Genomic DNA, 25,033 nt, shown 5'->3' on the forward strand with positions numbered 1-25,033 from the left:
CCCGGCCGCCGAAGCCGCCCCGTCCACCTCGTGTGCGTTCATCGCGTGCCCGTTCATGTCCGTCCCCAGTTCGTCCGGCGGCCGCCCTCGCGGCGGCGCGCTGCAATCCAGCCCTCCGACCTCTCCTTAACGTTGTTAAGCGAGGCCGTGACAAGAGAGTGCCCTTAACGTTGTTAAGCTGTCAAGCCCATCTGAAAGAATCGGGCGATGACCCCCGAGCCCGCGCCCCGGCCCCAGCCCGGCCGCACCCCGCCCCGTGTCCCGCCGCTCAGCCGTACGACCGTCGCCGAGGCCGCCCTGCGCCTGCTGAACGAGACGGGGCTGGAGAAGCTCACGCTCCGGGCCATCGCGGCCGAGCTGGACGTCAAGGCACCTGCGCTGTACTGGCACTTCAAGAACAAGCAGGAGCTCATCGACGAGATGGCCACCGAGATGTACCGGCGCATGGCGCGGGACGAGCCGCAACAGCCGGCGGGCTGGCGGGAGATGCTGCTCGCCGCGAACCGCGGGCTGCGCCGGGCCCTGCTCTCCTACCGCGACGGCGCCCGCGTCTTCAGCGGCTCCCGCTTCACCGGCGCCGACCACGCCGAACAGCAGGAAGCCCACCTCCGGGCGCTGCTGGAGGCGGGCTTCGAGCTGCCGCAGGCGGTGCGGACCCTCACCACGACCTTCATGTACACCCTCGGCTTCGTCACCGAGGAGCAGGGCGTCCACCCCGTGGCGGGCGAGCGCCGCGAGGGCTACGACGTCTCCGAGCGCAGCGAGCGGCTCGCCGACTACCCGGCCGCCGCGGCCGCCGGATCCCACCTCTTCGAGGACTACGACGCCCACTTCGAGGAGGGCCTCGAACTCATCCTCGCCGGGGTCGCCGCCCGCTACGGCATCAGCTGACCGGACGCAGGACCCGGGACCCAGGACCCAGGCAGGGGCCCGCACCCGGGCCCCTGGACCCGTCCCCCCGGACCGAGGATCCAGGACTCAGGACTCAGTCCCCGCCCTCCGCGTCCGGCAGCTGCTGCTCGGACCAGATGACCTTCCCGTCGGGCGTGTACCGGGCGCCCCACCGCCGGCTGAGCTGGGCCACGAGGAACAGCCCGCGGCCTCCCTCGTCGGTGGTGGCCGCGTAGTGCAGGCGGGGGGAGCTGCTGCTGCCGTCGAAGACCTCGCAGGTCAGCACCCGGTCGCGCAGCAGCCGGACCCGCACCGGCTCGGCACCGTGCCGGATGGCGTTGGTGATGAGCTCGCTGAGCACCAGTTCGGTGCCGAAGCCGAGCTCGGCCAGCCCCCACTCGTCCAGCTTCGCCACCGCCTCGGCCCGCAAGGTGGCGACGGCGCTCGGCTCGAACGGAACGTCCCATTCGGCGATGCAGTCCGCCGGCAGCACGGTGGTCCGGGCGACCAGCAGGGCCACGTCGTCTCGGGCGTGCTCGGGCGGCAGCTCCTCGAGGACGGCCCGCACGGTGTCCCCCGGGCTGCGGTCGGGGTGGGCGACGGCGGAGCGGAGCCGGTCGAGGCCCTCGTCGATGTCGCGGGAGCGGTCCTCGATCAGCCCGTCGGTGTACAGGACCAGCCGGGCGCCCTCGGGGAGGTCCAGCTCTGCCGCCTCGAAGGGGAAGCCGCCCAGCCCCAGCGGCGCCCCGGCGGGCAGTTCGGGGGTCTCCACGCGGCCGTCGGGGTGCACCACCAGCGGTGGGACGTGCCCGGCCCGGGCCACCGTGCACTGCCGGGTCACCGCGTCGTACACGGCGTACAGGCACGTGGCCCCGACGAGGCCGCCCTCGACGCCGCCGCCCTCCCCGCTCTGGTCGGTGTACTGGACGAGGTCGTCGAGGCGGGCGAGGAGCTCGTCGGGCGGCAGGTCGAGCGAGGAGAAGTTGAGGACCGCCGTCCGCAGCCGGCCCATCGCGGCCGCGGCGTGCAGCCCGTGCCCGACGACGTCACCCACGACGAGCGCGACCCGGCCGCCCGGCAGCGGGATCACGTCGAACCAGTCCCCGCCCACCCCGGACGTGGCGGGCAGGTAGAAGTGGGACACCTCCACGGCGCTCTGCTCGGGCAGGTCGCGCGGCAGCAGGCTGTGCTGCAGGGCCACGGCGACGGCGTGCTCGCGCGTGTAGCGGCGGGCGTTGTCGATGCTGACCCCGGCCCGGGCCACGAGCTCCTCGGCCAGGGAGAGGTCCTCCTCGTCGAAGGGCTCCGGCTTCTCGGACCGCCAGAAGTTGACGAGCCCGAGGACGACGCCGCGGGCCTTGAGCGGGGCGGTGATCAGGGAGTGGATCCCGTAGTCGATGACGGCCTGGGCCCGCGGCGGGTCCTGGACGTACCAGCCGGGGGTGTCGGCCAGGTACTCGATCAGCTCGGCCTTGCCGCTGCTGAGGCCGCGGGCCTGCGGGGTGGACGGCACGAAGTCGATCATCCGGCCGCGGGGGTAGAGCGGGATGTCGTCGCGGATGCCGCTCACGCCGGTGCGGCGCAGGTCCGCGACCGCGGCGGTGGGCTCGTCGCCGGCGAGCACGGGCTCCAGCAGGTCCACGGTGGCGAAGTCCGCGAAGCGCGGAACGGCCACGTCCGCGAGCTCCTGCGCCGTCTGCTCCACGTCGAGGGTGGTGCCCACGCCGACGCCGGCGTCGTACAGCAGGCGCAGCCGCCTGCGGGCGGCCTCCGCGCGGGTGGTCAGGACCCGCATCTCGGTGGAGTCCCGGATGGTGACGGCCATCCCCTCGGCCCTGCCGCCGCGCGGCCGGGTGGGCCGCTGGTTGATGACCAGCAGCCGTTCCCCGGCCTCCAGGACCTCGTCGGTGGCCTCGCGGCCGGAGAGCAGGAGGTCGGCCAGGTGCCCGTCGAGTTCCGCCAGCTGCCGGATGTGCCGGCCCTCGGCGTCGGGCGGCAGGTTGAGCAGACGTTTCGCCTCGTCGTTGGCGAGCAGCAGCTGCCCGCCCCCGTCGATGATCAGCACCCCTTCGCGTACGGAGTGCAGCACCGCGTCGTGGTGCTCGTACATCCGGGTCATCTCGAGCGGGCCGAGGCCCCGGGTCTGCCGGCGCAGCCGCCGGCTGATCAACGCGGCGCCGGCCGTGCCCAGGGCCAGGCCCGCCGCGCTGGTGGCGAGGATGACGGGGAGCTGCCGGTAGACCACGCCGGTGACGTTCTTGACCGTGAGGCCGGCCGACACCAGCGCCTCGACCCGCCCGCTGTTGCCGTTGGCGAAGACCGGGACGATGGCCTGGATCTCCTTGCCCAGGGGCCCCTGGACGCTCTCCGTGTGGACCTGGCCGGCCAGTGAGGGCTGGATGTTGCCGACGAAACGCTTGCCGATGCGGTCGGGCAGCGGGTGGGTGTAGCGGATGCCGTTGGTGTCCATCACGACGATGAAGTCGACCCCCGCCTCCTTGCGCGTCTCCTCGGTGAGGGGCTGCAGGATCTTGGAGGGGTCGGGGGCCTTCAGCGCCGCGTGCAGCCCGAGGGAGTGGGCGAAGGTCTCGGCGACCGCCACAGAACGGTTGCGGGCCTCCCGGTCCACGTCGTGGGTCGACTGGAGCACCAGGGCCAGGACCGCGCCGGCCGCGAGCAGCACCACGATCGCCACCTGAAGGACGAATACCTGTCTGGCGACGCTCCGCGGGCGCTTCCCGCTCAGTGACCGCACCGACGTCCCCGGCACGGGCTGCAAGGATGGGTCACGAACCATTTGTAGCACTGTCACCGGCTCTGGGCCGGGAGGGCCGGACGTGCTCTTTCGTGGGCGATTCGCCGGTGTCGGCCGGTTCGGCGCTCCGGGCGGCGGCTCAGCCGGCGGTTGCGGGGCCCGCGCCGTCCGTGCGCTGCGCGCGCCACTGCGCGAGGACCTCTTCGATGTCGAAGGGGGACAGGCGCAGGGGCGGTCCGGGCGGCGGCATGCGCAGCGCCGCCGCGATCTTCTCGTTGACGGCGTCGAGGAGCTCCCGGACACGGCGCTCGGAGCGGGCGGCGCGGACGGCCTCCAGCGTGTCCTCGGCCTCCTTGCGCAGGGCCAGGGAGGGCGGAAGTGCTGCGAACCCCTCGCGGTGCATCTTGTCCTTGATCCACCACATCTCGTCGTACGGCGTGTCGAGCGAGGCCAGCGGCTTGCCGAGCCCCTCCAACTGCTCGAACTCGCCGCGCTCGGCAGCCTCCCTGATCTGCCGGTCGACCCAGGACTCGAAGCTGACGCCCGGCGGCTTGCGCTCGGTCACGGTTCCTCCCCTCGGTGGCCTGTGGCACCAGCGTATCGCCCCCTAAATATCTTGACGTCGAGATTAATCTCCGGCAGGCTACCGCGAAGTATCTCGACGTCGAGATATTTCTACGGGGGAAACTCGGCACTCGGAGGCCTGGGATGGGGCAGCGGCACGCCGCACGGACCGGTACGAGCGCGAACGCCGGCGCGCGTGGCGGCAAGGAGGCCGGCGGCCTGCTGGCCCAGCTGCGGCGGCCGCCCGGCGGGCGGGACGCGCGGATCATGCTGTTCGGCCAGCTCGTGGACCGCACGGGCACGGGCGTCTGGGCCGCCTCCTCGGTCCTGTTCTTCACCTTCGTCGTCGGACTCGACGCCGGCCGTCTCGGCCTGCTGCTGGGCGCGGGCGCCGTGGCCGGCATCGCCGGCTCACCCCTGGCCGGCCACCTGGCCGACCGCTTCGAGCTCCGCCCGCTGCTGATCACCTGCCACCTGCTGCGCCTCGTCGCCCTCTGCGCCCTGCTCGTGCTCACCCGCTTCGAGGTGCTGCTGCTCGTCGTCGCCCTCACCACCCTGGGCGACCGCGCGGCCAAGACCCTGGAGATGCTGTTCGCCACCCGCGTGGCGGGCGAGCGCCGCGCCACCTACCAGGCACTGTCGCGCAGCGCCGCCAACGCGGGCTACGCGCTCGGCGCCGGCATCGCAGCCCTCGGCCTCGCCGTCGGCACCCGCACCGCCTACGAGGCCCTCATCCTGGCCAACGCCCTCTCCTTCCTCGCCGCCGCGGTCCTGGTGGGGCGCACCCGCGAACCGCACGGCCACGGCCGCGTCGCCGCCCACTCCGGCGCCCCGCAGGGCAGCGTCCCCGAGGGCAGCGGCGCGTCGCAGACCGCACCCGGCGCACCGAGCGGGCAGAACCCGTGGCGCGACCGCGGCTACCTCCGCTTCGTCCTCCTCGACATCCCGATGACCCTGGACGACTCCCTCCTCAACGTCGGACTCCCGCTGTGGCTCGTCCACCACACGGACGCCCCGCACGCCGTGGTCCCCGCCTTCCTCGTGATCAACACGGTGCTCGTCGTCGTCCTCCAGCTGACCGTCTCGGCCAGGGTCGAGACGCCCCGCCAGGCCGCGGCCGCCGTCGGCTGGTACGGCCTGGCCATGCTGGCCACCTGCACCCTCCTCGCCCTCACCCCGGCCCACGGCGCCTGGGCCGCCACCGCCGCCCTCCTCGCCGCCGCCGTGCTGGTCACCGCAGCGGAGCTCGTCCGCTCGGTCACCTCCTGGGAACTGGCCGTCTCCCTCGCGCCCCGGGAAGCGCGCGCCTCGTACCTGGGCGTGGCGGGCATCTCCTCCGCCGCGCAGAAGGCCGCCGGGCCGCTGCTGCTGACCGGCGCGGTGATGACCGCCGGGCCCGCCGGCTGGCTCGCGCTGGGAGCCGCGGTCGCCGGACTGGCCGTCGTACAGCGCCGGGCCAGCATGCGGCGGCTGGATGCCGTCCGGCCCGCACCGGCCGGGCCCCACGTCCCGACCGCGTCGGGTGCCGCGCCCGCCGCCTGACCCCGGCCCGGCGCACTTCGGTCCCGGCACCGCTTCCCCGCCCCAGATTCCCCAGTCGACGGGACACGTTCCCCTATCGACGGGGAACGGCGGATACCTAGCCTCGCTCCTGCCAGTCGGCGAAGGGGATCACCGGGGAGCGAGGGGGAAGTGTGATGGGTCGGGAGGTCGGTGTTCTGGCGATCGGTGCGGGTCCGGCGAATTTGGCGCTTGCGGTGGCCATTGAGGAGTCGGGTGCGGACGGGTTGGCGGACGGGACGTTGTTGTTGGAGCAGGGTCCGGACATCAAGTGGCAGCGTGATCTGTTGATGCCGTGGGCGCGGAGTCAGGTGTCGTTTTTGAAGGACCTGGTGACGTTGCGGAATCCGACGAGTCGGTTCTCGTTCCTGAATTTTCTGCATGAGCGGGGCCGGTTGGACGAGTTCGTGAATCTGGGGACGTTTCATCCGTTCCGGTGGGAGTTTTCGGATTATCTGCAGTGGGTGGCGTCTTCGTTGGAGCGGGTGGGGATCCGCTATGGGGCGCGGGTGGTGCGGGTGGATCCGGTGGCGGGTTCGGATGGTGCGGTGGCGGGGTGGGAGGTGCTGCTGTCGGACGGGGATCGGGTGCGGTGTCGGGTTGTGGGGTTGGGGGGTGGCCGTTATGCGCGGGTGCCGGGGGTGTGTGCGGGGCTGGCGTCGGATCGGGTGATTCACAGTGCGCAGTACCGTTCGCGGATTGCGCGGGTGGGTCGGGACGAGGCGTTGCGGGTTGTGGTGGTGGGGGGTGCGCAGAGTGCGGCGGAGATGTTTTTCGCGGTGCACGAGAATTTGCCGAGGAGTCGGGTGACGATGGTGGTGCGGTCGATCGGGCTGCAGAACTACCAGACGTCGAAGTTCGTGAACGAGTTGTTCTTCCCGTCGTTCGTGGATGATTTCTACGGGGCTGCGCCGCAGGTGCGGGCGCAGGTGTTGGACGAGATGCGGTTCACGAATTATGCGGGGTTGGCGCCGCCGTTTTTGGACGAGTTGTACATGATGTTGTATCGGCAGCGGATGCTGGGGGAGGAGCGTTCGGAGGTCCGGGCGATGACCGAGGTGGTCTCGGCGCGGATGGAGGGCGAGGAGGTCGTCCTCGATCTGAGGGACCGTCTGAGCGGGAAGACCGAACCGCTGCGGTGCGACCTGGTCTTGCTCGGGACGGGTTTCGATCCGCGCAAGCCGGAACTGGTGCGTGACCTCGCGGCCCGGCTGGGCCTGGACGAGGAGGTCCAGGTCGGTCGGAACTACCGGGTGGAGCTGGGGGAGTCGGCCTGGGGAGCGGTCTACCTGCAGGGCGTGAACGAGGAGACCCACGGGATCGCGGACTCCCTGATCAGCGTGCTGGCCAACCGCTCGAAGGACATCCTCGACGACCTCCTCGCCCGCCGCGCCACCACCCAAGCCAGGAGCGCCACCACCCAGGCGAACCCCACCACCGAAGCCAGGAGCGCCTGATGGCCAAGACGCTGGTGATCGCACCCGGCCCCACCGCCAACGGCGACCTGCACCTGGGCCACCTCGCCGGCCCCTTCCTCGCCGCCGACGTCTGCGCCCGCTACGCGCGCGCCGCCGGCCAGGACGTCCTCTTCGCCAGCGGAGTGCACTTCACGCAGAACTACATCGTCACCACCGCCCGCAGACTCGGCGCCCAGCCCGAGGAGTTACGCACCCGCTCCGCCGCGCAGGTCGAGGAGACGCTGGCCGCCGTGGGCATCCGCCCCGACGGGTTCGTCCGGTTCGGTGACCGCTACGTCAAAACCGTCCGGCACTTCTTCGAGCGCCTCCACAGCCGGGGCGCCCTGCGCCTCAAGGCCATCGGCTTCCCTTACGCGCCGCGCACCGGCGAGTTCCTCACCGACGCCTACGTCCGCGGCGGCTGCCCCGTCTGCCTCGCCGACGGCTGCGCCGGTCTCTGCGAGAACTGCGGGCACTGGATCGCCTCCGGCGACCTGATAGACCCCCGCTCGACCCTGCACCCCGACGACCCGGTCGAGCTGCGCGAGCAGCAGGTCCTGGTCCTGCCGCTGGAAGAGCACCGCGCCGCGCTCACCGCCTACTTCGCGCGCAAGAGCGCGACCATGCGGCCCCGCCTGGCCCAGATGGTCGAGGAGATCCTCGCCCGCCCGCTCCCGGACTACCCGATCACCCTGCCGATCTCCTGGGGCATCCCCGCCCCCTTCCCCGAGGTCTCCGGCCAGGTGCTCTACGCCGACGCCGAGACCATCGCCTGGAGCATGCACGGCACCGCGCTGGCCGCCGAGCAGCGCGGCGGGGTCCTGGCCGCCGACGACGAACTGTGGTTCGCCGAGGCCCGGCCGCGGGTGGTGTACTTCTTCGGGTCCGACGCCGGCTTCGCCTTCGCGGTCGTCGGGGCCGCCATGCTGGAGGCCCTCGGCGGATACGCCCTGCCCGACCACTTCGTCACGAACGAGTTCTACGAGCTCGACCACGACAAGTTCTCCACCAGCCGCGGCCACGTCGTCACCGGCCGGCAGCTCGCCGCCGAGGTCCCCCGCGACCTCATCCGCTACTACCTCGCCGCGACCGGCCCGGACTTCCAGCGGACCAACTTCACCCGGGAGGCACTGGAACGGGTGACCCGCGAGCGGCTCGTGCAGCCGTGGAACCGGGTCGCCGACAAGGTGGGCGCCTGGGCCGAGCGGGGGCAGGGACCACTGCCCGTCTCCGAACAGTCCAGAGCGGCCGCGGCCCGCATGCTGGAACGATTCGCCGCTGCCTGCGACGTGCGCCGGTTCAGCCTCACTGCGGTCGCCTTCACCCTGACCGAGCAACTCGCCCGCCTCGACGGCCGGGACGTCGCACCGGCCGACGCCGGCGACTTCTGCCACGAGGTCGACGTCTTCCTGCGCTGTGCGGCGCCCGTCCTCATCGACCTCGCCGAGCAGGCCGCCCTGCCCGACCCCGCCATCCCCGCACGGCCGACCGCCACGCAGTTCACCCCCGTACGCCTGCCACGGCTGGCGGAGCGCGGGCAGTGAGCGCGGCGATCGCCACCCGCCGGGTGGTGGTCGTCGGAGCGGGCGTCACCGGACTGCTGACCGCGGTGGAGTGCGCCCTCGCCGGCCACCGCGTCACGGTGCTCGACCGCGGCCCGGTCCCGAATCCGGAATCGAGCTCCTTCGACCAGCACCGGGTCATCCGCAACTTCAGCCCGAACGACCCCGCGGAAACCCGGCGCAGAGCCGCCGCCCACCACCGCTGGCTGGAACTGGAGGCCCTGTTGGGCACCCGGATCCTCCGCCGCGTGGGGGTGGTGACCGCCTGGCCCCGCGAAGAGCTGCCGGCGGTGGCCGCCGCCGCGGCCGAGGCCGGTGTCGCCGTCGAACGGGTGGCCCCCGAACGGCTGCCGCACCTGGAGTTCCCCGCCGACTCCGCGGGCCTGTGGGAGGCCGGCGCCGGCGTCCTGCTCGCGGAACGCGTCCTGCACGCCGCCGCCCGCTGGCTGCACCGGCACCCCGCGGTGACGCTGCGCCCGTACACCCCGGTGACCGGCGTCGAGACGGACTCGGCGAAGGTCGAGCTGGCCGGCGGGGAGACCCTCGGCGGCGACCTGGTGCTCGTCGCGGCCGGCCCGTGGGCGCGCGACCTCGTCGAGCACCCGGTCGTCCTGCACCGCCAGACCGTGATGTACCTGCGGCCGCCCGACAACGCCGCCCGCTGGTGGGACAACGCGCCCGCCGCGGGCGGCCTCGGCCCGGACGGACGCGGCTGGGTGGTACCGCCCGGCGAGGGAACCCTGCTCAAGATCAGCTCTGATGCGGTCTGCCGCACCGTGGCCACCACCGCGGACTGCGAGGACGAGAGCCAACTGCCCTGGTCGGAACTGCTGGCCCAGACGGCCCCCGTGACCCATCTGCACCGCTACACCGTCGAGGCGGTCACCGCGTGCCACTACGCGAGCGACGCCGAGACCGGCGGCGCGCAGCTCGCCCGCGTCGGCCCCGCCGTCTGGTCCCGCCCGGCCTGCGGCGGCTCCGGATTCAGTCAGGCCCCGCTCGTCGCGGGCGTGATCGTCGAGGCCCTGAAGGAGGGACCGGTATGACGAAGGAGAAGGGGAGGCAGAAGGCGGGGGAGGACGCGCCGATCGGCGTGCTGGAGGCGCTCAAGGCCACACCCGCACCGGTCCAGTACCTCCTCGGGGGCGTCCTGGTCAACCAGCTCGGCGCCTTCGTCCAGACCTTCCTCGTGCTGTACCTCACCCACCGCGGCGTGTCGGTGGCCGTGGCCGGCCTGTCGCTCGTCGCCTACAGCATCGGCTCCGTCTTCGGCACCATGCTCGGCGGGGAGATCACCCAGCGGTTCGGCCCGCGCACCGCGATCACGGCCGCCATGGCCGCCTCGGCCCCGCTCGTGGCGGCGGTCTCGTGGCTGAGCGGACTCACGCAGCTCTGGCCGCTGCTCGTGGCGGTCGGCCTCGCGGGCCTGTTCACGCAGGCCTACCGGCCGGCCGCGGCCGTCCTGCTCAGCGACCTGATGCCCGACCGCTACCAGGTCATGGCCTTCTCGATGATGCGGATCGCGCTCAACATCGGCGCCGCACTGGCACCGCTGATCGCCGCCGGACTCATCCTCGTCGACTGGGACCTCCTCTTCTGGGTCGACGGGGCGACCGCACTGCTGTACTCGCTGCTCGCCTTCGCCCTGCTGCCCAAGAAGCTCGGCCAGGACGACACCGAGACGGCCGCGGACACCGGCGACGGCGCCAAGGCCGCCGCCGCATCACCGCCGCCCGCCCCGAGCAGCAGCGCCGCGTACGCCGCGATGGTCCGCGACCGGAAGTACCTCCTGTACCTGGCCGCGGTCCTGCTCGGCTCGCTCACGTATGCACAGGGCCATATCGCGCTGCCCCTCGAACTCGTCGAGGACGGCTACCCGACCGGCTTCTACAGCACGGTGCTCACGGTGTCGTCCGTCGTGCTGATCAGCTGCGAGCTCAAGATCACCGCCTATCTGAGCCGGCTGCCCAAGCACGTCCGCGTCATCACCGGCCACCTGGTCGAGGCCGCCGGGCTCGCCGTCTACGGACTGTCCTCGCGCTCCGGCGCGTTCACCATCGCCGCCGCGGTCCTCGCCGTCTGCGGCATCATGATCGCCGCTCCGAGCATGTTCGCCCACCCGGCGACGTTCCCCGCCACGGTCAAGGCCCGCTACATCGGCACCATGCAGGCCGTGGGCGGCGCGGCCTCTGCGGTCGCCCCGCTGTTCGGCGTCTACGCCTGGACCCGGCTCGGCAGCAGCTTCTGGCTGTTGTGCGGCGTCCTCACCGCCGTCGCCGGATTCCTCGCCCTCGCGGGTGTGAAGGCGCCGCCCGAACCGGAGCCCGCCCCAGCAGCCGAAGATCCCGGCCCGACCACCCAGGGCGAGCCCGAAGCCGTCGGAGGCACCTCATGACCGCAGCACCGGACACCCCCCGGCACACACCGCCGGCCACACCGCCCACCGCACCGCCGCCCGGGCCGGTCCTCGTCGTGGGGTTCGTCGGCGTCACCATGGGCCTCATCGCCGCGTTCCAGCCGGACGACTCCGTGATCTACGTCGAGGAGCCGGACGTCATCCGCAAACGGCGGGTGCACGACCAGATCGACGGCGTCCCGTTCGTGCGCGGCCTGATCGCCTGGGAGTACCACCTCGAGGGCAAGGCCGACGAGTTCCACAACGCCCACCCCGACCTCGCCCCGTCCGCGGTCATCCCGGCCATCGAGTACGCCACCCCCTTCGCCGCCCGGCTCGCCGAACGCTACGGCCTGCCCGGCGCCGGCCTCGGCGCCGCCCGGATCCTGCGCGACAAGGCGCTCCTGAGGCAGGTCGGCGCCGCCGCCGGGATCGCCAATCCGGCCGTGGCCGCCGTCTCGGGCCCGGACGGGGTCCTGGAGTTCCTGCGCGGCCGGTCCGGTCCCGTCGTCCTCAAGCCGGCCAACCGCCAGGCCTCCGTCGGCACCCGGGTCATCCACGGCCCGGCCGAGGTCGCGCAGGCATGGGTCGACTGCCTCGTCCAAGACGAGGGCGTCTTCGTACCCGACCGGCCCATGGACCTCTCCATGCTGGTCGAGCAGTACGTCGACGGCCCCGAGTACAGCGTGGAACTGCTCGTCCGCGACGGCCGCACCCTCTTCGCCAACGTCACCGGCAAAGAGCTCTTCCCCGGGCCCCACCCCGTGGAACGGGCCCACACCGTGCCGGCCGACATCCCCGCACAGCGCGCGGAGCTGCTCGTCGCGCAGACCGAGCACGTCGTGCGGGCCGTGGACTTCCGCACCGGCACGATCCACTGCGAATGGATCGTCTCCGGCGGCGTCCCGTACCTGGTGGAATGCGCGGGCCGGCTCGCCGGCGGCGGCATCCTCGACACCATCCAGCTCGCCTACCCCGTGGAGCTCCTGCGGAGCTACTACGCGCTGATGAAGGGCGAGGAGCCGCCGGGCGAACTGCCCCGGCACGCCAAGGGCGCAGCGGCCGTACGGTTCCTGGCCGCCGGACCGGGACGCGTCACGGCCGTGCACGGCGTAGAGGACGCGCGCGAGGCGGACGGAGTGTTCCTCGCCGCGGTCACCGTCGAACCCGGCGACCTGCTCACGGGCCTGCGGCACTCCTGGGACCGCACCGGCATCGTCATGGCCACCGCGGACAGCCCCGCCGAAGCACGGCGCCGCGCCGAAAGGGCGGCGGAACTCATCCGGATCGACATCGAGGGGGAAGTGTGATGGGTCGGGAGGTCGGTGTTCTGGCGATCGGTGCGGGTCCGGCGAATTTGGCGCTTGCGGTGGCCATTGAGGAGTCGGGTGCGGACGGGTTGGCGGACGGGACGTTGTTGTTGGAGCAGGGTCCGGACATCAAGTGGCAGCGTGATCTGTTGATGCCGTGGGCGCGGAGTCAGGTGTCGTTTTTGAAGGACCTGGTGACGTTGCGGAATCCGACGAGTCGGTTCTCGTTTCTGAATTTTCTGCATGAGCGGGGCCGGTTGGACGAGTTCGTGAATCTGGGGACGTTTCATCCGTTCCGGTGGGAGTTTTCGGATTATCTGCAGTGGGTGGCGTCTTCGTTGGAGCGGGTGGGGATCCGCTATGGGGCGCGGGTGGTGCGGGTGGATCCGGTGGCGGGTTCGGATGGTGCGGTGGCGGGGTGGGAGGTGCTGCTGTCGGACGGGGATCGGGTGCGGTGTCGGGTTCGGGGGGTGGGGGGTGGGCGTGATGCGCGGGTGCCGGGGGTGTTTGCGGGGCTGGCGTCGGATCGGGTGATTCACAGTGCGCAGTACCGTTCGCGGATTGCGCGGGTGGGTCGGGACGAGGCGTTGCGGGTTGTGGTGGTGGGGGGTGCGCAGAGTGCGGCGGAGATGTTTTTCGCGGTGCACGAGAATTTGCCGAGGAGTCGGGTGACGATGGTGGTGCGGTCGATCGGGCTGCAGAACTACCAGACGTCGAAGTTCGTGAACGAGTTGTTCTTCCCGTCGTTCGTGGATGATTTCTACGGGGCTGCGCCGCAGGTGCGGGCGCAGGTGTTGGACGAGATGCGGTTCACGAATTATGCGGGGTTGGCGCCGCCGTTTTTGGACGAGTTGTACATGATGTTGTATCGGCAGCGGATGCTGGGGGAGGAGCGTTCGGAGGTCCGGGCGATGACCGAGGTGGTCTCGGCGCGGATGGAGGGCGAGGAGGTCGTCCTCGATCTGAGGGACCGTCTGAGCGGGAAGACCGAACCGCTGCGGTGCGACCTGGTCTTGCTCGGGACGGGTTTCGATCCGCGCAAGCCGGAACTGGTGCGTGACCTCGCGGCCCGGCTGGGCCTGGACGAGGAGGTCCAGGTCGGTCGGAACTACCGGGTGGAGCTGGGGGAGTCGGCCTGGGGAGCGGTCTACCTGCAGGGCGTGAACGAGGAGACCCACGGGATCGCGGACTCCCTGATCAGCGTGCTGGCCAACCGCTCGAAGGACATTCTCGACGACCTCCTCGCCCGCCGCGCCACCACCCAAGCCAGGAGCGCCCGATGACGCAGGAATCCCGCCCCGGCACGCTGCTCGTCATCGGCAGCGGACTGAAGGTGTACCGCGAGTACCTCATCGCACCGATCCGCCGGCGCGCCCTCGCCGCCGGACTGGAGACGGTGCTGGTCAACAACCTCAAACCCACCTGGCAGCGCGAGTACTTCGACGAGATCGCCGTCGCCAACGTCTTCGACACCGAGGCGCTGAACGCAGCCGCCCGCGAGGTGGCCGCCCGCCGCCGCATCGTCGGCCTCATGTGCTGGGACGAGCCCCTCGTGCTCGACGCCGGCCTGCTCGCCGCCGAGTTCGGCGTGCCGGGGCTGTCCGTGCCCGGCGTACGCGGCTGCCGCGACAAGCAGCGCACCCGCGCGGAGCTCACCGCGGCGGGCCTGCACCAGCCCGGCTTCGCCCTGACCACCACCGTGGCGGAGGCCAAGGCCGCCGCCGCACGCATCGGCTACCCCGTGGTCCTCAAACCCCGGGCCATGGGCGCCAGCATCGGTGTCGTCTTCGCCGCCGACGAGGCCGAACTGGAGACGGCGTTCCGCATCGCCCTGTCCGCGAGCGAGGTCGACCCGGGACCGTACCGCGCGAGCGCCATCGTCGAGGGGTACGCGCCCGGCCCGGAGATCAGCGTCGACGGCGCCGTCCACAAGGGCGAGTACCTCCCGATGTTCGTGGCCCGCAAGCACAGCAGCGACGAGCCGTACTTCGAGGAGGTCGGGCACGTGGTCGACGCGGCCGATCCGCTGATGCAGGACCGGGAGTTGATGGACACCCTGGCCCGGGCCCACCGCGCCCTCGGCATCGAGGACGGCATCACCCACAGCGAGATCCGGCTCACCGACCGCGGGCCGCTGGTCATCGAGATCAACGGCCGGCTCGGCGGCGACCTGATCCCCTTCCTCGGCAGGACCGCGACCGGCATCGAACCCGGCGCGGTGCTCTTCGACGTCGCCACCGGGCAGCGCCCCGACACCCGCCCCACCCGGCGGGCCGTCGCCGGCATCCGCTTCGGCTACCCGGAGCGCGACTGCCTGCTGAAGAAGGTGACCGTGCCGGCCGAGGCGCCGGGCCTGGTCGCCGCGGCACCCATGGCGGAGCCCGGCACCGTGCTGCGGCTGCCGCCCGGCGGATACCTGGCACGCCACTCCTTCGTGGTGTGCGAGGCCGCCGACACCCGCACCTGCTCGGAGCGCCTCGATGCAGCGGCGGCCCTGGTCGAACTCGATACGGAGCCGATCGGCCCGCCGCGGGCGGACGCTCCGTTCGCCATGCCGGCCGGCCTGCTCGACGTGGACGACTGACCGGCACCAGCCATCACCACGAGGGGGAACACATGACCACCTGGACTCCGAGCGCCGCGGCGCCCGAGACCGCCGAAGAGATCCTGGCCCGCGCCAAGGCACTGGCCCCGCTGCTGCGGGAGCGCGCACCGGAGATCGAGCAGACGGGCCACCTGCCCGCGGACGTCGTGGACATGCTGCGCGACACCGGCGTCTTCCGGATGAGCTTCGGCCGCGACTTCGGCGGCCCCGAGCTGACCTCGATGCAGCAGACCGAGGTCGTCGAGGCACTGGCCTACGGGGACGCCTCCGCCGGCTGGTGCGCGGCGATCGGCTCCATGAGCGGGGCGATCAGCAACTTCCTGGAGCCGGCGACCGCCAAGGAGGTCTTCGCGGACCTCGACACGATCACCGCCGGCCTCATCTTCCCCACCGGCCACGCCGAGCGGGTCCCCGGCGGATTCCGGCTCACGGGCCGCTGGTCCTTCGGCAGTGGGATCCACCACAGCGGCTGGGTGACCTCGGGGGCCTTCATCTACCAGGACGGCAAGCCCTGGGCGAGCCCGGACGGCAGCAACTCCCATGCATCGCGCCAGTTCCTGGTCCCCCGCGACCGGGTCGAGCTGATCGACAACTGGGACACCACGGGCCTGCGGGGCAGTGGCAGCTGCGACTACACGATCACCGACGTGTTCGTCCCGGAGGAGCACACCTACACGTTCTTCAACGTGAAGGGCCGGCCGGGTCCGCTCGCCCAGCCGGACTCCTTCATGCGCAACCTGTGCGGAGTGCCGCTCGGAGTGGCCCGCGCCGCCCTGGACCACACCAGGCAGACGGTGCAGAAGCGCGTCGACCGGATGACGAACACGGCCTGGTCGGACATCTTCCGGGTCCAGGTGACCATCGCCGAGTGCGAGGCGGACTTCCACGCCACCCGCAGCGGCGTGTACGCGAGCGCGCAACGCCAGTGGGAGGCCCTGGCCGGCGGCGGCACCCCGGACGACCTCACCCCGGACGAGCGGGCCTCGTACTCGCTGGCCTGGGTGCACGCCTTCCGGACCTCGCGCTCGATCGTCAACCGGCTCTACGACCTACTGCAGACCTGGTCGATCAACCGGACGTCGCCGATGGACCGCTGGATGCGCGACACCGCCACCATGCGCCAGCACGTTGCCGCCTCCGACCTGCTCCTGGAGTCGGGCGGCGCCTACCTGCTGGGCCGCCCGCCCAAGTTCCGCATGAGCCTCGGCCTGGTCAAGTAGGGGCGCGACCCGCCCGCCAGGCCGTTCACACGCCCACCACGGGGGAGGAGATCCGATGGGCCGAGGTCTCGTACTACTGGTCAACCCCAACAAGGTGCACCCGCCGATCGCACCGTACGCACTCGACGTGCTCACCACCGCGCTGGAAGCCGCCGACTTCGAGGTGGAGGTGCTCGACCTCACCTTCCACCGGGAGGACTGGAAGACCTGCCTCACCGAGTACTTCGCACAGCGCGGCCCCCTGCTCGTCGGGGTCACGGTCCGCAACACCGACACCGTGTACGCCTTCGAGCAACGCCCGTTCATCGGGGAGCACAAGGAGATCATCACCGAGATCAGGCGGCTGACCGAGGCGCCGATCGTCGGCGGCGGCATCGGATTCTCCTCGATGCCGTTCGCCCTGGTCGACTACTTCGGCATCGACTTCGGGGTGAAGGGACCCGGTGAGCAGATCATCTGCGACCTCGCCGACGCCCTGGTCACCGGACGCGACCCCGGCACGGTGCCGGGCCTCATCCGCAACACCCCGCAGGGCGTGATCCGGGTCCCGCCGCCGGTCCTCGTGCCGGCGCCGCGGCGGCCGACACCCCTGCTGCCCGGCGGCCAGTTCGAGGACCGGGTCTGGCAGGTGCAGCGGTCCGGGACGTACGTCCGCCGCTCGGGGGCGCCGCACAAGGTGGACAACCTGCTGTACTACCGGCGCGGCGGACTCGCCGGGATCCTCACCAAGAACGGCTGCACCTACCGCTGCTCGCACTGCGTCGAGCCGGACGCCAAGGGCACGAGCTTCGGCCGGCGCGACGTGGCCGCCGTCGTCGACGAGATGGAGTCCCTCGCCGCGCAGGGGATCCTCGACCAGCACACCACCGACAGCGAGTTCAACCTCTCCATATCCCACGCGAAGAACGTGCTGCGCGAGATCGTCCGGCGCAAGCACGCCGATGCCGGCAACCCGCTGAACGAGCTGCGGCTGTGGGTGTACTGCCAGCCCTCTCCGTTCGACGAGGAGTTCGCCGAGCTCCTCGCGGCCGCCGGCTGCAAGGGCGTGAACGTGGGCTCCGACCACGTACGCGAGGACATGCTGCGCGGCTGGAAGGTGACGGGGAAGGGCACCACCTACTACACCTTCGCCGACACCGAGAAACTGGTCCGGCTGTGCCACGCCCACGGCATGCTGACCATGGTCGAGGCCCTGTTCGGCATGCCCGGCGAGACGGCGCAGACCATCCGCGAGTGCGTCGAGGCCTTCATGGCGCTGGACGCCACGGTCACCGGGTTCTCGCTCGGGCTGCGGCTGTTCCCGTACACGCCGATGGGCATCGCCCTGGCCGAGCAGTGCGACGGGGTGCGGACGGTGTCCGGACTGCAGTCGAACACGGCCACCGAACCCATCGTCCTCAAACCGCTGGCCCAGTGCTCCGGGCCCGTGGAGTACGAACGCCAGTTCATGTTCGACGCGGCGGGCAACTTCCGCCTGGTCTGCTACTTTTCGCCGGACCTGCTGGAGGACGCGGAGACGCTCGCCGACCCTTCGGGGCGGTGGAGCCGGTCGGTGGAGCTGCTCTGGGAGCTCGTCGACCCTTCCGACCACCACCGGGTGATGCTGCCCACGCTGTCGGGGTCCAGCGAGCACGACAACAACTATGCCGACAACCCCTTCCTGACCAGTCTGAGCGGACTCGGGTACACCGGTGCATTCTGGTCGCATTGGCGCGATCGAGAGGCGATTTTGCGCCAGGCGCGCGACACCGGAGTGCTCGGCCCGGCCGGCACCTGATGCGCCGTGAATCAAAATGTTTGAAACGTATGAAGTGCGCCGCGAAAGTTCGAATGTCGATGCCGCCTTGAACATACCTGTCGCGCCACTTCGGTATCCCCCCTGACCATTGCGGTGCGCCTGGCCTCTGCACCATTCTGGTACCGGCCGGCCGGCATGGGCCGCCGTAGGGGAAACCATCCGGGGGGTAGGAAACAATGAATCAGATAGCGCACGTCAAGGGGTTACTCTGGCCACTCTCGTCACACGCCGAGCCGTATAGAGGTCTGGCCGGCCGACGCCCCGAAGGGGGCGGGGTACTCGTCGGCAGGCCCGTCGCCACGGCAACCGCCACCACCGCCGCCGTCACCGTCGTACTGGCCGACTCGCAGCCCGCGATTCGCCACGGCGTCCGCTCCGTCCTGGAGCGGTCCGGGGGGATATCCGTCGTCGGCGAAGCCGCCACGACGGACGAGGTGATCGCGGAAACGTCCCGCTGCAGGCCCCATGTCCTGGTCCTCGACCCGGGCATGGACGAGTCCTCCGGAATGCGGGTGATAGCGCAGGTATTGCGTCTGAGGCCGGAAACGGGCGTGCTCGTGTTCAGCTCCGTCGACGACGACAAGGTGATCACCTCCGCCCTGCAGGCGGGGGCCCGCGGCTACCTCTTCAAGCGGGCGGACGCCGACCGGATCGTCCGTGGCATCCAGGCCGTGGCGGCCGGCGAGGCCATCGTCGACAAATCGATCGCCAATCGGCTCGGCACACTGATCTGCCCGGCGACCGGGCAGTACTACTATCCCTTCCCCCAGCTCACCAACCGCGAGCGCGACGTCCTGGAACGCATCGCGGCGGGGAAGTCGAATGCGGCCATCGCCCGCGAACTCGTCCTGGCCTCCAAGACCGTGAGCAACCGGGTCTCCGTGATATTCGCCAAACTCGGCGTGGCCGACCGCTCGCAGGCCATCGTCCTCGCCCGCGACGCGGGCCTCGGCCAGGGCTGAACCGCAATTCCCTGCCGGCACCGCCGGGCGCCCCATTCCCTTTCGACAGGGGAACGCTTCCCCTGTCGAAAGGGAAAGTCCCGCTCCTAACCTGATCGACGTCACCGCCGCCGCAAGGAAATGACACCGATCGGAGCGGAACGTTGACCGACAGGAAAAACACCGGAAAGAACACCGGAAAGAACACAGCGGAAAACGTCGGCAGAACCGGCGGGGAAACCGGACGCGGAAAGGACGCCGACGCCGACGTCACCGTCCGCAGGGGCGAGCCCGACCGCCTCGTCCGCGACCACGGCCTGGACCTCGGGATGCTGATGCCCTGGCCCGGACTCAACGCCCCGTTCCGCGGCGCCTGGTGCGTCCTGCGCCCGGGCGATGTGACCGAGGCGCACACCCACCGCGAACGCGAGCTGTTCATCGTCATGGCCGGCCGCGCCGACATGGTCTGCAACGGCCGCCGCCACGCACTCCAGGCCGGCGACCTCGCCCTCATGCGCGGCGGCATCGAGCACCACATCGTCAACGAACACGACGAGGACTTCTCCTACTACGCGATCTGGTGGGGCCGCGACATGTCCGCCGAATTTCTCGCCGAGACCGCCGAACCGGATCCGGCATCGTGATCGACTACGACGGCCGGAGGTTCCGCAAACCCCACGGCGACGCCCGTACCGTCGCCGTCTACCACCAGCAGGGCGACCTGGTCTGGGCAGAGGTCGCCGGCGGCGCGGTGCGGCGCGGCTGGACCGTCGGCACCTGCGCACCGGACGGCACCCTCTCCATGGGCTACACCCTCGTGTTCGCGACCGGCGAGGTGGTCTGCGGACGCACGGTCAACACGCCAGAGGTCGCCGAAGACGGCCGCCTGCGGCTCCGCGAGGTCTGGGAGCGCTACGGCCCGCACGCCGCGACCGGGATCTCCTACATAGAAGAGGTGCATTGACATCCTCCCCGTGTCGCGCCGGTTCTTCGGCGTCGCCCGTCGGGCCATCTGTCGCTGGTAGCGGGCGAGCTTCGCGGCGGCCGTCTTCCCGTGTTGGGCGTGCGGGAGGTCGTGGGCGTCGGAGGTGGTGGTCGCGGTTTGCGTCACGCCCCGGTCGATGCCTATCGCCCGGCTGGTGGCAGCCAGGGGCACGGTTTCGGTGGCGGCGACGAAGGAGGCGTACCAATGGCCCGGGCTGTCGCGGTACACCCGCACCGACGACGGAGCAGAGGGCAGGTCACGGGACCACACCACCGTCAGCACGATCCCGCCGGCCAGGTGCGGTCGGCCGTCCTTGATGCGGAATCCTCACCGAAGCACCCTCGCGCAGCCATCCCATGGACCGCCGGGCCCCGGTCGGCATCCTGTCGAGCTGCGCCGGACCACAGGTGGTCTTCTCCACGGCGGTCTTGTTCAGACCGTGGACCTTGCGGGAGAGCGCCACGCACTCGTTCCACACCCACCTGCACCGCGCCCACTCCGCTTCCAGGAGCGAGAGCGCGGTGGACGACACGCCCAGCCGGTACGTGTACCGGGCGTGCCCGGCCACGCTCTCGGCCGCCGCTGCTGTAACCGTCACGTTCCACAACGTAACCGCCCCACTGACAACGGATGAGAGTGCAGGTCAGAACAGATGCGGAGAGAACTCAGCCGCTTCGCGGCTCCGTGCCAAGGATCCATTCCTTCCCGGCCCGACGGTCGGGACATGCTGGGAGACATCAGGTGAACGGCGCATCCGAGGCGGACTGGCAGCGACTGGAGAAGCTCGCCCGGGGCCGCGTGCTGCGTCCCGGCGCAGCCGGGTTCCACGCGTCCAGCGCCGCGTTCAACAAGCGGTACCGCTCCACCACGCCCGGCGGCGTCCTCCGCGCGGCCGACACCGACGACATCCGCACCGCCCTGGCCTGGGCCCGCGACACCGGCACCGCCCTCGTCGCGCGCAGCGGCGGCCACAGCTACGCCGGATACTCCGTGGGCACCGGCCTCGTCGTCGACCTCGGCGCACTGAACCGAGTGACCGCCGACGGCTCCACCGGGCTCGTCACCGCGGCAGGCGGCGCGCGCATGGCCGATGTGTACGCCGCGATACGGCCCCACGAGATGGCGTTCGCCCTCGGCAACGGCGCCTCGGTCGGCATCGCCGGCCTCACCCTCGGCGGCGGCACCTCCTCCACCTCCCGCACCCTCGGACTCACCGCGGACGCCCTCGTCGGCACCACCCTGATGACCGCCGACGGCGAGGTGGTGACCTGCGACGCCGACCACCACCCGGACCTGTTCTGGGCCTGCCGCGGCGGCGGTGGCGGCAACTTCGGCATCAACCTGTCCTTCACCTTCCGCGCCACCGCCGTCGCGGACGTCTCCACCTGCCTGCTGCTGTGGGAAGGCAAGGACGCACCCGAGGTGTTCGCCGCCCTGCAGGACCTCGCCCTACGGGCCCCCGACGCCTTGTCGCTGCGGCTCGGCGTCAGCGCCGCCGACGGCTCGGACCCGGTGGTCTCGGCCGTCGGCCTGCACCTCGGCCCCGCGGGCGAACTGCGCGAACTCCTCGCCCCGGCCCTCGCCGCGACCCGCCCCGTCCGCCACGACATCGCCGACCGCACCTTCTGGGCGGCCAAGGACTACCTGCTGCACGAGACGTCCGCCGGCGCGTTCGCCGTACGCACCGGCTTCACCGCGCAGCCGCTGCCCCCCGAGGCCCTGACCGCCGTACTCGCCCGGCTCGCCCGCCGGCCCGGCGGCGACAACCCCGACGGCAGCGGCCTCGCCCTGTACACCTGGGGCGGAGCGATCGGCCGGGTGGACCCCGCCGCCACCGCGTTCGTCCACCGCGACGCCTTCGCCCTGGTCACCATGGACACCTCCTGGGGCGAGCACGACAGCCCGCGGACCGTGGAGGCGAACCTGCGCTGGCTGGCCGAGCTGCGGGAGGAGCTCGCACCCCACCTGACCGGGGCGGCGTACCAGAACTTCATCGACCCGGACCTGCCGGACTGGCGCACCGCGTACTACGGTACGAACTACCCCCGCCTGGTGGAGATCAAGAAACGGGTCGACCCGGACGGCTTCTTCACCTTCGGTCAGGCCATCGGCACCTGAGGGCGGGGCTCGCCCGGGTGCCGTCGAGCCGGTGAATTTTCTCGCCCGTGCCGGGTAGACGGGCGGGGAACGGACAAGAAGCAGGGCAGGAGACGAGGCACCATGGTGCGGCGGTTCTCGTTCCGGGAGACCGCGACGGAGGCCGGGCCCACCGGCGGCGCCGGGGGAGAAGCCGTGACCGAGCAGATCCGCAGACTGGCCCTCGACGGCCAGAGCGCCGGAGTCGTGACGCGCTGCCGCGAGTTCGCCCGCCGTGCGCTCACGGACTGGCACTGGATCGCCGAACCCGACGGCGCCCCCCACGCCGCGGTCCCGCACATGCCCCACATGCCCCTGCCGGACTCCCCGGAAGCGGCCGAGGACGTCCTGCTGATGGTCTCCGAAATGGTCAGCAACGCCTGCCTGCACGCGGGCGGCCCCCGCGAGTTCGTCCTGCGCCTCGCCCCCGGCGGGCTGCGCATGGAGGTCGGCGACGGGAGCCCCGAGCCCCCCCGTCGCCGAACCGCCTCCGATCCCGCGCTCCCGGGCGGGCACGGCCTGCTGGTCCTGGAGCGGCTCGCCCGCAACTGGGGCTGGGAGCCCTACGGCGACGGGCGCACCGGCAAGAAGGTGTGGGCCGAGGTCCCCTCACCACTCGCCCGGCCGCACGGCCCCGGTTGAGCCGAACGGCCCTGGGAGCCCTGAGCCCGCCGGGCCCGGGCCCCCTGGCCCTAATCCTGACAAGCGTGCGGCTCCTGCGGCTCCTCCGTGGGAGGATCCTCCAGCAGGCTCGCCCGCAGGCTGGCCAGGGTCCGGCTGAGCAGCCGAGACACGTGCATCTGGGACAGCCCGAGCCGGTCGCCGATCTCCGACTGGGTCAGCTCGCCCCCGAAGCGCAGCGACAGCAGGGTCCGCTCGCGCGGGGGCAGCGCCGCCAGCGCCGGCTTGAGGGCCTCCAGGCACTCGATGCGGTCGTAGGCCGCCTCGTCCTCGCCGAGCGAGGGCCGCTCGGCGTACGCGTGCCGGTCGCCGTCCTCGCGCGCCGGCGCGTCCAGCGAGCGCGCGGAGTAGGCGTGCGCCGCCTTCTGCCCCTCGGCAAGCTCCTCTGCCGTGAGGTGCAGGTGCTCGGCCAGCTCGGTGTCCGTGGGCTCGCGACCGAGGTCCTGCTCCAGGGCGTCGTGCGCCTTCGCGGCGTCGATCCGCAGCTCCTGGAGCCGCCGGGGCACCCGGACGGCCCAGCTGGTGTCACGGAAGAACCGTTTGATCTCACCGACGATCGTCGGCAGCGCGAAGGTGGTGAATTCCACTCCCCGGTCGGGGTCGAACCGGTTGATGGCCTTGATCAGGCCGATCGTCCCGACCTGGACGATGTCCTCCATCGGCTCGCTGCGGCCGCGGAAGCGCCGGGCCGCGTACTTCACCAGGCTGAGGTTCAGCTCGACGAGCGTGTTGCGCACGTACGAGTACGCGGCTCCGCCCTCGTCCAGCTCGCGCAGCCGGCGGAAAAGGGTCTCCGACAGAGCGCGGGCCTCGCCGGTGCTCACACTCAGCGTGTCCTGCGGGATCCCCTCGGTGACCTCGGTGTACCTCATGTCGGCTCCTCCGACGGATGGTCGCGCCGCACGGGCGTACGGCGCGGCCGTCTCGTGAGCTTTCCAGGGATATACCCGGACAGGCGGCCCGCGAAGCGAACCTCCTGCCCATGAAGCGAACCACGGCTGCCGCTCGCCCGCGCGCCCGGTCAAGCCCCCCGGTCAGGGCCCCGGAGCCGTACGCCGCAGGGCCTGCCGCACCGACCAGACCACCGACACCAGCGGTACGGCCACCACCGCGCCCAGCACCCCGGCCGCGATGGCCCCCGCGACCACGGACAGCGCCACCACCACCGGGTGCAGCTGCACCGCCCAGCTCATCAGCAGCGGGTGCAGCAGATGCCCCTCGATCTGCCCGATCACGACGATGAGCACGACCACCAGACCCGCGACCAGCGGCCCCTTGGCCGCCAGCGCGACGATCACCGCCACCGCCAGCGCCACCGGCGACCCGATGAGCGGGATGAAGGCGGCGAAGAACTCCAGCAGCGCCAGCGGCACCGCGAGCGGCACCCCCAGTGCGTACAGCGCGATGCCCACGAGCAGGGCGTTCGTCGCGGCCACGAGCACGATGCCGCGGGTGTAGCCGGTGAACGTCCGCCACGCGGCCCTGCCGGCGATCGCCAGCCGCGGCTGCGCGCTCCGCGGAAACTGCGCACACACCCACGTCCACTGCCGGTCGCCCGAGGCGATGAAGAAGACCGAGCAGAACAGCGCCAGCACCAGCACCGTCAGCGCCCGCACCACCTGCCCCGCGCCGGTCACCGCGGTGTTGACCAGGTCCGCGCGATGGGACGACAGGTACGCGCCGATGCGGTCGCGCAACCCGGTCAGTGCATGCGGATCCAGCCGCAGAGGCGCCCGCTCCAGCAGGGGCTGGAGCCGGTTCAGCCCCTCCCGGAACTCCGCCACCAGGGAGTCCCACTCCGCGGCCACCGTCTCGCCGACGAACGCCAGCGCGCCCAGCAGCAGCACGATCGAGCCGATGAGCGCGACCGCCACCGCGAGCGGCCGCGGCAGCCCCCGGTCCAGCAGATCGGCCACCGGCCGCAGCAGGGCGGACAGCACCAGCCCGACGAAAACGGCCACGCCCACCTCGTGGAACCGGCCCAGCACGATGAACACCGTGTACACGACCGCGCCGATCACCAGCAGCCGCCAGGCGTACTCCGCGGCCGTGCGCAGCAGCGGCGACACCGATGCCGCGTACGGCCGCGACGGCGGCCCGCCGCCGCCCGGCCGGCGCCCGTAGGCCCGGGCCCGGATCCGGGCCGCCGCCCGGGGGGCCCGGGCCTTCGGGT

20 protein-coding genes and 1 pseudogene are annotated in these 25,033 nt (G+C 71.6%); 16 read left to right on the forward strand and 5 right to left on the reverse strand.

The features are described from left to right. Positions 1-207 precede the first annotated feature (207 nt). Entirely contained in the window at positions 208-891 is a 684-nt protein-coding gene (locus AB0F11_RS28420; protein WP_362179486.1) for a TetR/AcrR family transcriptional regulator, read from the forward strand. A gap of 94 nt (positions 892-985) precedes the next feature. On the opposite strand, the gene AB0F11_RS28425 is transcribed toward AB0F11_RS28420, so the two are convergent. Next, entirely contained in the window at positions 986-3,688 is a 2,703-nt protein-coding gene (locus tag AB0F11_RS28425; protein WP_362179489.1) for a SpoIIE family protein phosphatase, read from the reverse strand. A 97-nt stretch (positions 3,689-3,785) separates the two neighbouring features. Next, positions 3,786-4,211 carry a DUF1992 domain-containing protein gene (locus tag AB0F11_RS28430; protein ID WP_362179492.1) on the reverse strand — a complete coding sequence of 142 codons (426 nt, stop codon included), beginning with the start codon at positions 4,209-4,211 and terminating at the stop codon, positions 3,786-3,788. A 143-nt stretch (positions 4,212-4,354) separates the two neighbouring features. Between AB0F11_RS28430 and AB0F11_RS28435 the strand changes: the two genes are divergently transcribed. From AB0F11_RS28435 to AB0F11_RS28495, 13 genes are all read left to right on the forward strand, one after another. After that, a complete protein-coding gene (locus AB0F11_RS28435) occupies positions 4,355-5,752 on the forward strand; it encodes an MFS transporter (RefSeq protein ID WP_362179495.1) in 1,398 nt (465 codons plus the stop codon). A gap of 155 nt (positions 5,753-5,907) precedes the next feature. Then, on the forward strand, positions 5,908-7,227 hold the full coding sequence (locus AB0F11_RS28440; protein ID WP_362179498.1) for a SidA/IucD/PvdA family monooxygenase: 1,320 nt from the start codon (positions 5,908-5,910) through the stop codon (positions 7,225-7,227). Next, positions 7,227-8,771: a class I tRNA ligase family protein gene (locus tag AB0F11_RS28445; protein ID WP_362179501.1), complete on the forward strand. Its 1,545-nt coding sequence runs from the start codon at positions 7,227-7,229 to the stop codon at positions 8,769-8,771. The genes AB0F11_RS28440 and AB0F11_RS28445 overlap by 1 nt, the downstream gene beginning before the upstream one ends. Continuing rightward, positions 8,768-9,835 (forward strand): FAD-binding oxidoreductase, encoded by a 1,068-nt coding sequence (locus AB0F11_RS28450; RefSeq protein WP_362179504.1) that lies wholly within the window; start codon positions 8,768-8,770, stop codon positions 9,833-9,835. Before AB0F11_RS28445 ends, AB0F11_RS28450 begins: the two co-directional genes overlap by 4 nt. Then, positions 9,832-11,184 carry an MFS transporter gene (locus tag AB0F11_RS28455; RefSeq protein WP_362179507.1) on the forward strand — a complete coding sequence of 451 codons (1,353 nt, stop codon included), beginning with the start codon at positions 9,832-9,834 and terminating at the stop codon, positions 11,182-11,184. The genes AB0F11_RS28450 and AB0F11_RS28455 overlap by 4 nt, the downstream gene beginning before the upstream one ends. Continuing rightward, on the forward strand, positions 11,181-12,494 hold the full coding sequence (locus AB0F11_RS28460) for an ATP-grasp domain-containing protein (RefSeq protein ID WP_362179510.1): 1,314 nt from the start codon (positions 11,181-11,183) through the stop codon (positions 12,492-12,494). Before AB0F11_RS28455 ends, AB0F11_RS28460 begins: the two co-directional genes overlap by 4 nt. Further along, positions 12,494-13,777, forward strand: coding sequence for a SidA/IucD/PvdA family monooxygenase (locus AB0F11_RS28465; RefSeq protein ID WP_362179513.1), 1,284 nt, complete (start codon positions 12,494-12,496; stop codon positions 13,775-13,777). The genes AB0F11_RS28460 and AB0F11_RS28465 overlap by 1 nt, the downstream gene beginning before the upstream one ends. After that, positions 13,774-15,078, forward strand: a complete 1,305-nt coding sequence (locus tag AB0F11_RS28470; protein ID WP_362179515.1) for an ATP-grasp domain-containing protein — start codon at positions 13,774-13,776, stop codon at positions 15,076-15,078. Before AB0F11_RS28465 ends, AB0F11_RS28470 begins: the two co-directional genes overlap by 4 nt. Positions 15,079-15,110: 32 nt before the next feature. Continuing rightward, positions 15,111-16,319, forward strand: coding sequence for an acyl-CoA dehydrogenase family protein (locus AB0F11_RS28475; RefSeq protein ID WP_362179518.1), 1,209 nt, complete (start codon positions 15,111-15,113; stop codon positions 16,317-16,319). A gap of 55 nt (positions 16,320-16,374) precedes the next feature. Continuing rightward, the gene (tsrT, locus tag AB0F11_RS28480; RefSeq protein WP_362179521.1) at positions 16,375-18,096 is read left to right on the forward strand and encodes a tryptophan 2-C-methyltransferase; all 1,722 of its coding nucleotides are present in this window, start codon (positions 16,375-16,377) and stop codon (positions 18,094-18,096) included. A gap of 197 nt (positions 18,097-18,293) precedes the next feature. After that, positions 18,294-19,079, forward strand: a complete 786-nt coding sequence (locus tag AB0F11_RS28485) for a response regulator transcription factor (RefSeq protein ID WP_362179524.1) — start codon at positions 18,294-18,296, stop codon at positions 19,077-19,079. 143 nt (positions 19,080-19,222) lie between these two features. Continuing rightward, a complete protein-coding gene (locus tag AB0F11_RS28490; RefSeq protein ID WP_362179527.1) occupies positions 19,223-19,702 on the forward strand; it encodes a cupin domain-containing protein in 480 nt (159 codons plus the stop codon). Next, the gene (locus tag AB0F11_RS28495; RefSeq protein WP_362179542.1) at positions 19,696-20,022 is read left to right on the forward strand and encodes a hypothetical protein; all 327 of its coding nucleotides are present in this window, start codon (positions 19,696-19,698) and stop codon (positions 20,020-20,022) included. Before AB0F11_RS28490 ends, AB0F11_RS28495 begins: the two co-directional genes overlap by 7 nt. Positions 20,023-20,058: 36 nt before the next feature. On the opposite strand, the pseudogene AB0F11_RS28500 reads toward AB0F11_RS28495, so the two are convergent. Next, positions 20,059-20,551 (reverse strand): annotated as a pseudogene (locus AB0F11_RS28500) (transposase); the annotation flags it as partial. A 233-nt stretch (positions 20,552-20,784) separates the two neighbouring features. On the opposite strand from AB0F11_RS28500, the gene AB0F11_RS28505 reads away from it, so the two are divergent. Both AB0F11_RS28505 and AB0F11_RS28510 read left to right on the forward strand, forming a co-directional pair. Further along, a complete protein-coding gene (locus tag AB0F11_RS28505; RefSeq protein ID WP_362179530.1) occupies positions 20,785-22,161 on the forward strand; it encodes an FAD-binding oxidoreductase in 1,377 nt (458 codons plus the stop codon). A 102-nt stretch (positions 22,162-22,263) separates the two neighbouring features. Continuing rightward, entirely contained in the window at positions 22,264-22,821 is a 558-nt protein-coding gene (locus AB0F11_RS28510) for an ATP-binding protein (RefSeq protein WP_362179533.1), read from the forward strand. Between the two features lie 50 nt (positions 22,822-22,871). On the opposite strand, the gene AB0F11_RS28515 is transcribed toward AB0F11_RS28510, so the two are convergent. After that, on the reverse strand, positions 22,872-23,732 hold the full coding sequence (locus tag AB0F11_RS28515) for a SigB/SigF/SigG family RNA polymerase sigma factor (protein WP_362179536.1): 861 nt from the start codon (positions 23,730-23,732) through the stop codon (positions 22,872-22,874). 162 nt (positions 23,733-23,894) lie between these two features. Beyond that, positions 23,895-24,929 carry an AI-2E family transporter gene (locus AB0F11_RS28520; protein WP_362179544.1) on the reverse strand — a complete coding sequence of 345 codons (1,035 nt, stop codon included), beginning with the start codon at positions 24,927-24,929 and terminating at the stop codon, positions 23,895-23,897. Positions 24,930-25,033 lie beyond the last annotated feature (104 nt).

Source organism: Streptomyces sp. NPDC032472 (assembly GCF_040636955.1).
Classification (GTDB): Bacteria; Actinomycetota; Actinomycetes; order Streptomycetales; family Streptomycetaceae; genus Streptomyces.